Raw genomic sequence first — 15,257 nt, 5'->3', positions numbered from 1 at the left:
TTTTTTGTAAAATTTGCTATAATAGTTCTCATGAATATTCAACAATTACGATACGTTGTGGCGATTGCAAGCACGGGGACTTTTCGTGAGGCAGCGACCACACTTTATGTTAGTCAGCCTAGTTTGTCAGTTGCTGTCAAAGACCTTGAGGAAGAGCTTGGTTTTAAAATTTTCAAGAGAACCACTTCGGGTGCTGTTTTGACGACACGTGGGACGATTTTCTTTGAAAAAGCACAGCGCTTGGTGGCGAATTTTGATTCCTTTGAAAATCAGTACACCTATAATAAATCTGGTCAAAAAGAGTTTTCGATTTCGAGTCAGCATTATGATTTTTTGCCTCCTGTGATTACCAAGTTTTCAGAGGCTTATCCAGAATATGCCCACTTTAGGATTTTTGAATCAACGACGGTTCAGATTTTGGATGAGGTGGTAGAAGGGCATAGCGAGCTTGGGATTATCTACCTCAATGAGCAGAACCGCGATGGCATTTTACGTAAAATGGAAAAGCAGGGCTTAGAATATGTGGAGCTCAGCCATTTTCAAACGCACATTTACCTACGAAAAAACCATCCGTTGGCGGTTAAATCGAGTCTAACGATGGACGATTTAGCGGGTTTTCCGTCTGTTCTCTTTACACAGGAGAAGGATGAGTACCTTTACTATTCTGAAAATTTAGTTGACCGAAGCGATTCGACTACTGTTTTTAAAGTGACCGACCGCGCTACTTTGAATGGTATTTTAGAACGTACGGATGCTTATGCCACAGGTTCTGGTTTTCTTGATAGTGCCAGTGTTAATGGGATTACTGTTATCCCATTAGAAGGGGCTACAGATAATCAGATGGTTTACGTCAAGCGTGCAGAAATGGATTTATCAGCATGTGCAGAGAAATTTGTCTCTGTCATGAAAGCCTACTTTAATGATTTAGAGGAGGACAAGTCATGAGAAAATATGTGATTCCAACAATGATTGCTATGTTGATTGCTCTGGATCAGTTGAGTAAATTTTGGATTGTGGAACATATTGCGTTAGAAGAGGTTCAGTCTTTTTTACCTCCGATTTTTAGCTTGACCTACGTCAGAAATTATGGCGCAGCTTTTTCCATGTTGCAAAATCAGCAATGGTTCTTTGCTCTCGTCACAGTTGTTGTGATTGGTGCAGCTATTTATTATCTGATTAAAAATATTAAGGGAAATTGGTTGCTGTTGCTTGGTTTGATCCTTGTGATTTCAGGGGGACTAGGTAATTTTATTGACCGTGTACGACTAGGCTATGTGGTCGATATGGTACATTTGGATTTTGTGGATTTTGCGATTTTCAACGTGGCGGACTCTTACCTAACGGTCGGAGTAGCTGTGTTGGCATTAGCATTGTGGAAAGATGAGGAAGCATGGAAGTAGTTGTAAAAGAAGGTGGTCATCGTCTTGATAAGACAGTGGCAGAGTTGACGGAATTGTCACGCGCTCAAGCTAACGAAGGCATTAAGGCTGGGACGATTTTGGTCAATGGCAAAGCTGTCAAGGCAAAATATGCTGTCAAAGCAGGTGATATCATCACTTATGAAGTACCAGAAGAAGAAATTTTAGAGTACGTGGCAGAAGATATTCCTTTAGATATTGTTTATGAGGATGAGGATGTTGCTGTGGTTAATAAACCACAAGGCATGGTCGTTCACCCATCTGCAGGTCACACAAGAGGAACTTTAGTCAATGCCCTTATGTACCATATCAAAGATTTATCGTCTATCAATGGTGTGGTTCGTCCAGGAATTGTGCACCGCATTGACAAAGATACCTCTGGCTTGTTAATGGTTGCTAAAAACGATGTCGCTCACAATGCCCTAGCAGAGGAATTAAAAGCTCAAAAGTCACTTCGTAAATACCTTGCTATTGTGCATGGCAATTTACCTAATGACCGTGGTATGATTGAGGCGCCGATTGGCCGTTCTGAAAAAGACCGTAAAAAACAAGCCGTTACTGCTAAAGGAAAACCAGCAGTGACACGTTTCCAAGTCTTGGAACGTTTTGGGGATTACACGCTAGTAGAATTGACGCTAGAAACAGGTCGCACCCATCAAATTCGTGTTCACATGGCCTATATTGGACACCCTGTTGCTGGTGATGAAGCCTATGGACCACGTAAAACCCTTAAAGGTCACGGTCAGTTCTTACACGCCCAAACCCTTGGATTTACCCATCCAAGAACAGGAGAATTGGTGCAATTCACCGCACCTGTACCTGCCATTTTCCAAGAAACCTTGGAGCAGTTAAGAAAAGGATAGCGAAAGCTTGTCGGCAAATGCCGATGAGTTTTTGTTTGGGCTGATTGGTTTATCTATCAAGAATACTGATTATACTCCTCCAAAATCAAAACTAGCAGTTTAGAACCTCTAATATCGTTAATAGGCCACCGAACGAAGTGAGGCTAAAATGTTTCTTTCGCTATAGTGGTATTATTATTAGTGAAACTGTCCAGTGGACAGTTTAGCCCAAGCTTAGAAATCAAAAAGCGAGGGTAATTTGCTTGATAAGAACGGATTTTTGGGAGAACTACAGAAATTGAGAATCAATTTCGTAGTAGTTCCCCCGCAAGGATGATTAGGTTGGACGCTGTCGAGCCGTCGACAAGTTCAGCCAATCATCTACTGCGAAAAACAGGCTCAAATCTAGCAATGAAACTCCGTAGGAGGTTTTGACGCTGAATTCTTCAGCTTCATTTCCCACCTCAAAAGGTTTCCCAAACCTTATCGACTGTGACGAACTCTGTTCGTCTTATTTCCCACCTCCAAAGCTCTCCCAGACCTTTGGAGCGTCCGCACTTTTAAGAAAGGAACAAAAAAAGTAAATTTTGAGTTTTGTTAAGTATAAAATTCAGAATGAAATTGTTTTTTTACTTGCTATTGTTCAGTTTTTTGTCTATAATAGGGATAATTAAAAATCCTTTAACATCGTCCCGTGAGGCGATTAAGGAGAGCTTAAAAAAACAGGCAATAGCGGTGGGTTAATTGTCTCTATTTTTCAGTGTCTCCTTGGAAACAAGGGGATTTTTTGTATCATTAGCGCTTCATTTATCAGGAGGGATTATTATGAAGAGTAAAGAAATCATCGATGATGTGACGATGAAACGTGCCATCACGCGCATTACTTATGAAATTATTGAACGCAATAAGAACCTAGATAATATTGTCTTAGCTGGTATCAAAACACGTGGTGTTTTTATAGCCAAACGTATTCAAGAGCGTCTATCTCAACTTGAAAATTTAGATGTTCCATTAGGAGAGCTTGATATCAAGCCTTTCCGTGATGACATCAAGGTTGAAGAAGATACCACTGTCATGTCGGTTGATATCACGGATAAAGATGTTATCTTGGTTGATGATGTGCTCTATACAGGGCGTACCATCCGCGCGGCCATTGACAATCTTGTTAGTCTCGGTCGTCCTGCGCGTGTGAGTTTAGCGGTCTTGGTTGACCGTGGGCACCGTGAATTGCCAATTCGTGCCGACTATGTTGGGAAAAATATTCCGACCAGCAGTAGTGAAGAAGTCATTGTTGAAGTGGTCGAAGTGGATGGCAAAGACCGTGTCACTTTAGTTGAGGAGGCATAAGCATGCCCATTGTAGATGATAAGGTAGTGCTAAAACATTTAGTGTCGATGGAGCACTTAAGTGCAGAAGAGGTTCTAGGTTTAATTTCTCGAGGGATTTCTTTAAAAAATGGCAGAGCTTCACATGCATTGGAGCATCAGGTATTTGTTTCGAATCTCTTTTTTGAAAATTCGACGCGCACCCATAAATCATTCGAAGTCGCAGAGAAAAAACTGGGACTTGATGTGATTGATTTCCATGCTGAAACAAGCTCCGTTAATAAAGGGGAGACCCTCTACGATACAGTGCTGACATTAGATGCTCTAGGTGTTGACATTTGTGTGATTAGGCATTCAGAGGTTGATTACTACAAACAGCTCATTGGGAGTGCTACGATTTCAGCTTCCATTGTTAATGGTGGTGATGGATCTGGTCAGCACCCAAGTCAAAGTTTACTTGACTTAATGACGATTTATGAAGAATTTGGTCGTTTTGAAGGCCTAAAAATTTGCATCGCGGGAGATATTACGCATTCTCGTGTGGCAAAGTCAAACATGCAAATTTTAAAACGCTTGGGAGCGCAGCTTTATTTTGCAGGACCTGTTGAATGGTACTCAGAAGAGTTTGACAGCTACGGTCAGTACATTGCTATTGATGATGTCATTGAAGAACTTGATGTGATGATGTTGTTGCGAGTGCAGCATGAGCGTCATGATGGTGATGGGACCTTTTCAAAAGAAACATATCATCGTCAATTCGGTTTGGATCAAGAGCGTTATCAACGTCTTAAAAGCTCTGCTATTATCATGCACCCAGCCCCAGTAAACCGTGATGTGGAGATCGCTGATAGTCTGGTCGAAGCTGAAAAATCACGGATTGTGAAGCAAATGACTAACGGTGTCTTTGTGAGAATGGCGATTTTAGAAGCGATTATGAGAGGGCGGAAAGAACAATAGCAAGGTTCTCGGTTAGTTTTTAGATATTTAATGTTGTCCTGTGAGGCGACAAATAGAAAGACCTACCACTTTCCAAGGGCTACTAAAGTAGCTCCTTGTCAAACGCCAATCACTATGGTGACTTGGCTATGTCAGGCACTAGCTCGAAAACAACTGAACGATCGCAGTTGTTTTCTCACATCGGAGTGACTCATTCACGCTATTTAGACAGAAGTATTTATTTAATGCTGTCCAGAGAGACAGCAAATAGAAAGGAGAAGCTTGTTAGCGATGCTAGCGGGCGGGGATTAAGCTGAGTAACATTAGCATCCCTTAAAGTAAAACAATGGCAAAACGATTATTGATTTTAGAAGACGGTACTGTTTTTGAAGGAAAAGCCTTTGGTGCGGAATGTGATGTGACTGGAGAGATTGTCTTTAGCACAGGTATGACTGGCTATCAGGAGTCAATCACCGACCAATCTTATAATGGACAGATTTTAACCTTTACTTACCCATTGGTGGGAAATTATGGGGTTAACCGTGATGACTATGAATCCATTACGCCGACTTGTAAAGGGGTAGTAGTTTCTGAAGCAACACGACGAGCAAGCAACTGGCGTAATCAGATGACCTTGGATGACTTTTTAAAGTCTAAAAATATTCCTGGTATCTCTGGCATCGACACACGCGCCCTAACTAAAATTATCCGTCAACACGGTACAATGAAAGCGACGCTTGCTAATGGTGGTGAGTTAGCACATTTACAAGAACAGCTTAAAGCTACGGTTTTACCTACAAATAATATCGAGCAAGTTTCCACTAAAACTGCTTACCCTGCTCCAGGAGTTGGTAAAACGATTGTCCTTGTTGATTTTGGTTTAAAACACTCAATCCTACGTGAGTTTTCAAAACGTGATTGTAATGTGACGGTTGTTCCTTACAACACAACGGCAGAAGACATTTTACACCTCGATCCAGATGGTGTCATGTTGTCAAATGGTCCTGGGGATCCGACAGATGTTCCAGAAGTTTTAGAGATGATACGTGGTGTTCAAGGTAAAATTCCGATTTTTGGTATCTGTATGGGACATCAGCTCTTTAGCCTAGCAAACGGCGCTAAGACTTATAAGATGACATTTGGCCACCGTGGTTTTAACCATGCGGTGCGTGAGATTGCGACAGGTCGTGTTGATTTCACCAGTCAGAACCATGGGTTTGCAGTTGATAGAGACAGCTTACCAGATTGTCTAATGGTTACGCACGAAGAAATCAACGATAAGACCGTTGAAGGGGTTCGCCACCGTGATTTTCCAGCCTTTTCAGTCCAATTCCACCCAGATGCAGCACCTGGTCCACATGATGCTAGCTATCTCTTTGATGAATTTCTTGAGATGATTGATGCTTGGAAATTGGATAAGGTAACGGAATAGGATATCCAGAAGTTATGATGATAGACAGTCTTTAAGCTCCTACGAATTGAAACAATTTGGAACGGTTTGTCGAAGTTGTTTTCTTGTGTCGGAGCCACTATTTAATTCTATCCAGAGAGATAGGAAATACGAAAGGAAATAAGATGCCTAAGAGAAAAGATATTAAAAAAATTATGGTGATTGGGTCTGGTCCGATTATTATCGGTCAGGCAGCTGAGTTTGACTACGCTGGAACACAGGCCTGTCTGGCTTTGAAAGAGGAAGGTTATAGCGTTGTTCTGGTCAATTCAAACCCTGCAACCATCATGACGGATAAAGAAATTGCGGATAAGGTTTATATTGAACCGATTACCTTAGAATTTGTCACACGCATTCTCCGTAAGGAGCGACCTGATGCTCTTTTACCAACCCTTGGTGGACAGACTGGTTTGAATATGGCCATGCAACTTTCAAAAGCTGGTATTCTTGATGAACTTGGTGTTGAGCTTTTGGGGACAAAATTGTCTGCTATTGACCAAGCTGAGGACCGTGACCTCTTTAAACAATTGATGGAGGAGTTGGAGCAGCCGATTCCTGAATCTGAGATTGTTGAAACAGTTGAAGAAGCGGTAGCCTTTGCCAACAGCATTGGTTACCCTGTTATCGTCCGCCCTGCCTTTACCCTTGGTGGTACAGGTGGTGGGATGTGTGCCAATGAAGAGGAACTTCGCACCATTGCTAAAAATGGCTTGAAGCTCTCGCCTGTAACCCAGTGTTTGATTGAGCGTTCCATCGCTGGTTTCAAAGAAATTGAATATGAAGTGATGCGTGATGCCGCTGATAACGCCTTAGTTGTGTGTAACATGGAGAACTTTGACCCAGTTGGTATCCACACAGGTGATTCGATTGTATTTGCGCCAACGCAGACGCTGTCTGATATTGAAAATCAAATGCTCCGTGATGCCAGCCTAAAAATCATTCGCGCCCTTAAAATCGAGGGAGGCTGCAATGTTCAGTTAGCACTCGACCCTCACAGCTTCAAATACTATGTCATTGAAGTGAACCCGCGCGTGTCTCGTTCATCAGCGCTAGCTTCAAAGGCAACAGGTTATCCGATTGCCAAATTGGCAGCCAAAATTGCAGTTGGTTTGACGCTTGACGAGATGATTAACCCTGTTACAGGGACGACTTACGCTATGTTTGAGCCAGCACTTGACTATGTGGTGGCAAAAATTCCACGTTTCCCATTTGATAAGTTTGAACACGGTGAACGCCGCCTTGGGACACAGATGAAGGCGACTGGAGAAGTCATGGCAATTGGTCGTAACATTGAAGAAAGTCTTCTGAAAGCCTGCCGTTCTCTGGAAATTGGTGTTCATCACAATGAAATGCCAGAACTAGCAGATGTGACAGATGATGCTTTGGTTGAAAAAATTGTTAAAGCTCAAGATGACCGTCTTTTCTACTTATCAGAAGCCATTCGCCGTGGTTATACGATTGAAGAATTGGCAGAGCTGACAAAGATTGATATTTTCTTCCTAGATAAGCTCCTTCATATCTTTGAAATCGAACAAGAGCTGGCAACACATGCTGGTGATGTAGCGTTGCTCAAAGAAGCCAAACGTAATGGTTTTGCAGATCGTAAAATTGCAGAGCTTTGGAACATGGTGACAGCAGAGGTACGAGCTCTTCGCCTAGAGAATAAGATTGTCCCTGTTTACAAGATGGTAGATACCTGTGCGGCTGAATTTGAAAGCTCAACGCCGTACTTCTACTCAACCTATGAGTGGGAAAATGAGTCTGTCAAATCAGATAAAGAGTCAGTGATTGTACTTGGTTCAGGTCCAATCCGTATCGGACAAGGTGTCGAGTTTGACTATGCGACGGTGCATTCTGTCAAAGCCATCCAAGCAGCAGGTTACGAAGCGATTATCATGAACTCAAATCCTGAGACGGTATCAACAGACTTCTCAGTCTCTGATAAACTCTACTTTGAGCCACTCACTTTTGAAGATGTGATGAATGTGATTGAGTTGGAACAACCAAAAGGCGTCGTGGTACAATTTGGTGGTCAGACAGCGATTAACCTCGCAGAAGCGCTATCAAATGCAGGTGTAACTATTCTTGGTACCCAAGTTGAGGATTTGGATCGTGCCGAAGACCGTAAGCTGTTTGAAAAAGCTCTGAAAGACTTAGGCATTCCACAACCACCTGGTCAGACAGCAACCAATGAAGAAGAAGCTGTTGCAGCGGCTCGCCAAATTGGTTTCCCAGTATTGGTACGTCCATCTTACGTTCTCGGTGGACGTGCCATGGAAATCGTCGAAAATGAAGAGGATTTGCGTAGCTATATGCGTACAGCTGTAAAAGCAAGTCCAGAACACCCTGTTCTCGTTGACTCATACCTCGTTGGTCGTGAGTGCGAAGTAGATGCGATATCTGATGGGAAAGATGTCTTGATTCCTGGTATTATGGAGCATATTGAGCGTGCCGGTGTCCACTCAGGTGACTCAATGGCTGTGTACCCACCGCAAGGATTGTCCAAAGAAATTCAAGAAACCATTGCTGACTATACCAAACGTTTGGCTATTGGGCTTAACTGCATCGGGATGATGAACATTCAGTTTGTCATCAAGGATGAGACGGTTTACGTGATTGAGGTTAACCCACGCGCTAGTCGTACGGTTCCATTCTTGTCTAAAGTGACCGATATTCCAATGGCACAAGTGGCGACCAACTTGATTCTTGGCAAATCATTAGCAGAGCAAGGTTATGAAGATGGACTTTATCCAGAAAGTCCGCTGGTTCACGTCAAAGCACCAGTCTTCTCCTTTACAAAATTAGCTAAGGTAGATAGCCTTCTTGGACCTGAGATGAAGTCAACAGGGGAAGTCATGGGTTCTGATGTGACCCTTGAAAAAGCCTTATATAAAGCCTTTGAAGCGAGCTACTTCCACTTGCCAGAATTTGGAAATGTGGTCTTCACCATTGCTGATGATACTAAGGAAGAAGCGCTAGCCTTGGCAAAACGCTTTGATCGTATTGGTTACAATGTCCTTGCGACAGAAGGAACAGCTAAATATTTTGCAGAAAATGATTTAGAGGCACAACTTGTTGGTAAAATTGGCCAAGATGATACCGACATTCCAAACCTTGTTCGTCAAGGGAAAGTACAGGCAATCATCAACACCGTAGGTACCAAACGTACCGCAGATGAAGATGGACAAGTTATCCGTAGCTCTGCCATTGCCCAAGGCGTGCCACTCTTCACAGCCTTGGACACCGCAGAAGCTATGCTTCAAGTCCTCGAAAGCCGTGGCTTTACAACACAGGCGATATAAACTATCAGAAGATGGGCTAAAGTCTTAGTTCATCTTCTTTTTTATGGCTAAATTAAATCTAAGAATGGTATAATAATAACAACTCAAGTGGTAGTGAGGTGCTATAATGAAAAAATGTTTTACCAGTAGTACGTTGAAAATGGTAGCTGTTGTAGCAATGGTGTTGGATCACTTTAGTCAAATTATATTGGAACAGGGGATTATATTAACAGCACCGTATTCAATGCTTACGGATGCACAATTTTCAATTCTGTTATTCGTTTCTGAATTGTTTCATATTTTGGGTAGAGTGGCTTTTCCTATTTTCTGCTTTTTGTTAGTAGAAGGTTTCTTGTGTACTCGAAGCTTGAAAAGGTATTTTTTAAATTTAGGGGTATTTGCTGTCCTATCAGAACCTATCTACGATTTAGCGTTAACTGGGAAACTTTTTAGTCTCCGTCAGCAAAATGTGCTATTTACCCTGTTATTAGGTTTAGCAGTTTTGACAGTTATTCAACACTATAAAGGAAATGTCATCAGGAGTAGTTTGGCTGTATTGTTAGGAGCTACCTTGTCGTATATTTTTTCATTTGACGGCTGGTATTATGGCATTTTTCTGATTTCTGTATTTTATCTTTTTCGTGATAAACCTGTATTAAAAACAGTTTTAGCGGCTTTGGTTATGTACATTTGTGGCTTGGATTTTTCAATACAAGGCCTTATGGAGCCAAATTTCTTATTATCGGTGTTTTCGTTATTATTTATTAATTTGTACAATGGCGAGCGGGGACTACAATCAAAATATTTCTTCTATTGGTTTTATCCAGTGCACCTATTACTACTCATACTTATCAATACATATATTATTATCCCGATTATTAGTAGGTAGGTAAGAATATGGATAGTTTAACTTGTTCAGATAAGTTGACATAAGGTTGGATGATATCCAGCCTTTTTGACAGTTGTTGAGTTCAAGGCTAATGAATTACTCATTATTTTATGAAGTTTTTTTCTTAAAAAATCTTAAAACATCCCAGAAACATTAATTTAAAATAAAGATTATAAAGATAACATTTAGATAACATTAGGAATAGATTTGATTTTAGTATTGCTATTGAAAGGTGTAAATAATTTCTGTAAGATTGAGGTACGATAAGAATTTGGAGGATTTATTTTGAAACATCAGTCTTATAAGAAACGTAAATGGATGGGAGTCACTTTGATGGCTACCAGTGTTTTGTTGTGGCATAGTGGTGTGGCTTCGGCCAATCAGATTTCGGAATTGGGAACAGAAGAAGTCTCACAGCCAGTATTTTTACCTGTTCCAGAAAAAGCGGAAGTAGAAAACTCAGAAGCTGCTGTTTCAGAAAGCGCTTTGGTATCTGAGGAGTCATCTGATACTGCTCAAGAAAAAGCGTCAACTGTTCAAGGAGTGACACCTGAGGTTAATGATCTATGGCAAGCAGCAGGAAAAGGTGCTGGAACAGCTATTGCTGTGATTGATGCTGGGATTGATTTATCTCATGAAGCTTTTCAAGGTAACAGTTCAGAATCAGGTCTTTACCCAACAAAGGAAGCTCTAGAAGCGAAGAAGAAAGAAGCTGGCATTGACAGAGGGCAATGGCATAACGAGAAAATCGTTTACAGCCATGATTACAGTAGCAATGTCAAAGTGACAGATACGGATCATGGGACACATGTGGCAGGTATTGTCGCAGGTCAGTCTAAGCATGCTCTTGGCAATCAATTTGTTGTTGAAGGCTTATCACCTGAAGCACAACTTCTTTTTATGAGAACCAAGTTAGCAGGACGTTCTCAGCGTTTGGAAAATTCTAAACAATACGCTCAAGCGATTAAGGATGCGGTAGCATTGGGTGCGACAGCTATTAATATGAGTTTTGGAAATACGGCAGAAGCTGAGCAAGAATTATCAGAAGAAGCCCTTCAAGCCATTAAAGAGGCTAAAGAAAAAGGTGTTGCTATTGTTGTATCAGCAGGAAACGATGGTGCCTTTGGAGGCTATGATCGTAAACCGAGTGCTGAAAATCCTGATTTTGGGATTATTGGAACCCCGGCAACATCAGAAAATGTGCTAACCGTAGCTTCTTACGTTCCAGAAAAACTCGTTGCAGAAGTGGTTACAGTAACAACTCCTACTACTGAACCAAAACGTTTGGCCATTCAATTGACAGCACCATTAGATAATCAAAAGGCGTATTCCTTTGTTGTTTTGAAAGAAGGAGAACAGGCTGATTATAGTAATCAAGATGTTGCAGGAAAAATAGTCATTGTTAACCGTGGAGGCGCACTCTCATTCGCAGAAAAAATGGCAATGGCTGCTAAACATAAGGCAGCAGGTATCATTATTGTTAACCACTTGGAAGGACGTTCGTTAGAAAGTTTGCCACAAGGGGATATTCCAGCAGGATTTATGACCTTCGAAGATGGTGTAATCTTGAAAGGTATGACCGATGCTAACCTCACCTTTACAGGTGATTATGGCCAATTTACCTTACCTAAAGGTGCCTACATGGATGATTTTTCAAGTTGGGGATTGACTGCAGATGGTCATATGAAACCGGATATCACTGCACCAGGTCATGGGATTTATTCATCAATTTCTGGTAATAAGTACGAACCTTGGTCAGGAACAAGTATGGCAACACCGCATGTGACAGCTGTAATGAACTTATTGCTCAAACATGTGGAAACAAAATTTGCACATTTAAACCTTACTCCAGAAAAACGTTTGGAATTGGCAAAAGCTTTATTGATGTCAACGGCAAATCCAATTAAAAATGTTAAAGCTGGAACCTTTATTTCCCCACGTCAGCAGGGTGCAGGTGCACTTGATCTTTCAAAAGTTGTGAAATCAGATACCTATGTTACAGGTAATGGTCAACAGACTAAAATCCACTTAAATGATGTGGCAACCACATTTGAAATCCCAGTCATGGTGCACAATCTTGGTGACACACCAAAAACGTTTGATTACCATGCAACAGTGATGAGTGATCAGGTTTCTGATAAAGCCTTTACGTTATCACCTCAGCATGTTCTCGATACAGCTAAACAACGTGTCATCGTTGCGCCGCGTAGCAGTCAATTGGTGACGCTTAAGGTTGACGTATCGTCAGCAGATCAGAAATTGCAAGCTGAGATGCCAAATGGTTACTTCCTAGATGGTTTTGTACAGTTTAAAGCCGTTGATGCTCAAGGAGTAGATATGAGTATCCCATTTGTTGGCTTTAGAGGAAACTTTGCAGATTTACCTGCTGCTGAAGAAGCTATTTATAACCGTCTTGAAGGCACATTCTATTACCAACCTCAAGAAAAGACTAATGAATTTGATTTAAAATATGGTAATTTTGTAGAAAAAGGCTTTACTGCTTTAAAATCACACTATAAACCATGGTCTGCTGTAGGAGCTGGTTTATCAGATGAAGATGCTCCAGAATCAGAAGTGAATACGGTTTTAGGGTCATATGAAAAAATAGATGATGAAAACAAACGTCTTTTAATTCATCAAGGTGATAAACCTTATCTTGCTATTTCTCCAAATGAAGATGGTAATATGGATACCGTTACTTTCCAAGGAACTTTCTTTAGAAATGCCAAGGGCTTAAAAGCTCAAGTGCTTGATAAAGAAACAGGTGACGTGATTTGGGAAAGTGATAACGAAGCAATCGCTCATAAAAACTACAATAAGAGTGATGAAGTTCAGGGAGCTGTTGAATATACCAACACGAGCTGGGATGGCACGAATAAGGATGGCGAAACTGTAGCGAATGGTACCTACATTTATCGTGTCCTCTACACGCCAATGACAACAGGTGCTAAAGAACAACATATGGATTTTGAAATCATGGTCAATGTGACAAAACCAGCTCTTCCTCAAGTCGTGAATTATAACAAAGAAACACGTCAATTGACTGTCAGTCAACCAGAAGTAACAGGCTTGCCAATTTACCGTCAGCGTCTAGCATTCCTTTCACTAGACGAGGAAGAAGGTCTGTATAGCGTGGTTTATTTACCAATCGCTGAAGATGGTACCGTTACAATTCCAGAGATGACTGAAGACGATATTGAAATCACATTAGAAAATGTGAGCTATGTTGTCGAAGACATGGCTGGAAACTATAATCAAATGCCTTTGCTTGAGTTGATTGAAAAAGGCAAAGCTCCAGAGATTATGGACGAAGAGAAAGAACCAGAAGTTGAGTTTCACAGAGCTCCAGAAGTTTCTCCACATCCAGAAAGCAAGGGTGAAACACAGCCAGAAGCTAAGGATGACAAACCATCTGAAATCGCTCCAAAATTGGACGATAAAGAGACGAAGCAAGAAGATAAATTGTCGTCAGAAGTGAAATCTCTTGAGACAGGTTCAGTTCACTCAACGTTGGCAACTACTGTTTCGAAAACTCCAAATCAGTTTTCACGAGTAGCTAAGAAGCAATCGCTAACTTCTAAGACAGCAGCATTGCCAAAAACAGGTGAACAAACAGCTATCGGAGCTATTTCAGCTGGCTTATTGGCAATCGGTGGAGCTATTCTTAGCATGGCTTATCGCAAGAACACTCGCAAGCGTTAATGGCTAAAAATGTGATTTTCTCTGTGACAAAGAGAGAACCAATTGACTGTTTTCTACAATCTATAATATTGTGAATACATTCTAAGTTTGATTGGTATAGAATTTAGTGTCAAAAGCCAAATATCAAAGAAGTTGGGAATATTTTTCTCAGCTTCTTATTTTTAGTATGAATAAATATCATTGATACCGTGAACCAGCAGTCATATCACTTATAAAAACTAGCGACTGCGAGACATTAGAAGTGGTGATTAATACTTGTCAAAAATCAAAAATTACTTTTTTGCTTCTTTCTAAAAAGTGGCGGACGCTCCAAAGGTCTGGGAGACCTTTGGAGGTGGGAAATAAGACGAACAGAGTTCGTCACAGTCGATAAGGTTTGGGGAACCTTTTGAGGCGGGAAATGAAGCTGACAAAGTCAGCGTCAAAACCTCCTTTGGAGTTTCATTGCTACTTTTTGAGTCTAGGTCTCAAAAAGCCCGCTATAATCAGGAGTTTACTCTTGATTATAATACCACCATGGCGAAAGAAGCGCTTGGGAAATTGATACCTTTATTGGTCCTTGAGTTTGCTCAATATGCTAATTTTGATTTTGGTTGAGTATAAAATTAAAAAATATGGCTAAAAACTGCGAGCGGTTGTAGTATCTTCTCTGTTTCATTTCTAGCTTTCTGTTCAGCTGGAAATGACTTTGATATTTAACCCGTTCCAATATCTTGTGATTGCTGTATTGACTTTTTACCATATCTTGTGTTAAGATAGTCTCTCGGAGGTGAGAACAATTGTGATAATATTAGCTGGCATGATTGGTGTAGGAAAGACAACTTATACTGCCCGTCTGTCTGAGGCCTTAGGTACAGAGGCATTTTATGAGCCTGTAGAAAATAACCCTATCTTGGATAAATACTATGAAAATCCTGATAAGTATGGTTTTGCTCTACAAATTTATTTCTTAAATAAGCGATTTAAGTCAATCAAAGAAGCTTATTATAATAATGATAATGTTTTAGATCGTTCGATTTACGAGGATGCGCTCTTTACTTACATTAATTCGCTGGAAGGAAATATTAGCCAGGAAGAGTACGAAATTTACCTAGAGCTTTTGGATAATATGATGGAAGAGCTCGAAGGTATGCCTAAGAAAGCACCAGACTTGTTAGTCTATCTTGATGGTAGTTTTGATCATATCATGGGCAATATCAAAAAACGTGGTCGTGATTTTGAGCAACCTACAGATGAAAATGGTCTATTAGATTACTATCGCCTCTTGCATGGACATTATGGTGACTGGTATGATAATTATGATTACAGTCCAAAAATGAAGATTGATACAGATCATTTTGATGTGACCAATGATGAAGACTGGGAAAAAGTATTTGCACAGATTAAAGAAACGTTAAGTACTTTAGAGAGATAA

Annotated in this window: 10 protein-coding genes; all 10 read left to right on the top strand. The window is 40.8% G+C overall.

Features of this window, described 5'->3' with window-relative positions:
* The first annotated feature begins 30 nt into the window (after positions 1 to 30).
* The 10 genes from AB6M99_RS06030 to AB6M99_RS05985 all read left to right on the top strand — a co-directional run bounded on the left by AB6M99_RS06030 (position 31) and on the right by AB6M99_RS05985 (position 15,257).
* Positions 31 to 945, top strand: a complete 915-nt coding sequence (locus AB6M99_RS06030) for a LysR family transcriptional regulator (protein ID WP_369350375.1) — start codon at positions 31 to 33, stop codon at positions 943 to 945.
* On the top strand, positions 942 to 1,400 hold the full coding sequence (gene lspA / locus AB6M99_RS06025) for a signal peptidase II (protein ID WP_121834613.1): 459 nt from the start codon (positions 942 to 944) through the stop codon (positions 1,398 to 1,400). The genes AB6M99_RS06030 and lspA overlap by 4 nt, the downstream gene beginning before the upstream one ends.
* Positions 1,391 to 2,281 carry an RluA family pseudouridine synthase gene (locus AB6M99_RS06020; protein WP_121834614.1) on the top strand — a complete coding sequence of 297 codons (891 nt, stop codon included), beginning with the start codon at positions 1,391 to 1,393 and terminating at the stop codon, positions 2,279 to 2,281. Before lspA ends, AB6M99_RS06020 begins: the two co-directional genes overlap by 10 nt.
* A gap of 804 nt (positions 2,282 to 3,085) precedes the next feature.
* Positions 3,086 to 3,607, top strand: a complete 522-nt coding sequence (gene pyrR / locus AB6M99_RS06015) for a bifunctional pyr operon transcriptional regulator/uracil phosphoribosyltransferase PyrR (RefSeq protein WP_121834615.1) — start codon at positions 3,086 to 3,088, stop codon at positions 3,605 to 3,607.
* 2 nt (positions 3,608 to 3,609) lie between these two features.
* On the top strand, positions 3,610 to 4,542 hold the full coding sequence (locus tag AB6M99_RS06010; protein WP_121834616.1) for an aspartate carbamoyltransferase catalytic subunit: 933 nt from the start codon (positions 3,610 to 3,612) through the stop codon (positions 4,540 to 4,542).
* A 325-nt stretch (positions 4,543 to 4,867) separates the two neighbouring features.
* Positions 4,868 to 5,953 carry a carbamoyl phosphate synthase small subunit gene (locus tag AB6M99_RS06005; protein ID WP_121834617.1) on the top strand — a complete coding sequence of 362 codons (1,086 nt, stop codon included), beginning with the start codon at positions 4,868 to 4,870 and terminating at the stop codon, positions 5,951 to 5,953.
* Positions 5,954 to 6,096: 143 nt separating this feature from the next.
* Positions 6,097 to 9,273, top strand: coding sequence for a carbamoyl-phosphate synthase large subunit (gene carB / locus AB6M99_RS06000; RefSeq protein WP_369350373.1), 3,177 nt, complete (start codon positions 6,097 to 6,099; stop codon positions 9,271 to 9,273).
* Positions 9,274 to 9,379: 106 nt separating this feature from the next.
* Positions 9,380 to 10,141 carry a TraX family protein gene (locus AB6M99_RS05995; protein ID WP_121834619.1) on the top strand — a complete coding sequence of 254 codons (762 nt, stop codon included), beginning with the start codon at positions 9,380 to 9,382 and terminating at the stop codon, positions 10,139 to 10,141.
* Between the two features lie 285 nt (positions 10,142 to 10,426).
* Positions 10,427 to 13,843, top strand: a complete 3,417-nt coding sequence (locus AB6M99_RS05990) for a S8 family serine peptidase (RefSeq protein WP_369350372.1) — start codon at positions 10,427 to 10,429, stop codon at positions 13,841 to 13,843.
* Positions 13,844 to 14,624: 781 nt separating this feature from the next.
* The gene (locus AB6M99_RS05985) at positions 14,625 to 15,257 is read left to right on the top strand and encodes a deoxynucleoside kinase (protein WP_121834621.1); all 633 of its coding nucleotides are present in this window, start codon (positions 14,625 to 14,627) and stop codon (positions 15,255 to 15,257) included.

Origin of the sequence: Streptococcus hillyeri, from assembly GCF_041081565.1 — a bacterium.
Classification (GTDB): domain Bacteria; phylum Bacillota; class Bacilli; order Lactobacillales; family Streptococcaceae; genus Streptococcus; species Streptococcus hillyeri.
This window is presented reverse-complemented; position numbering and strand designations above follow the sequence as displayed.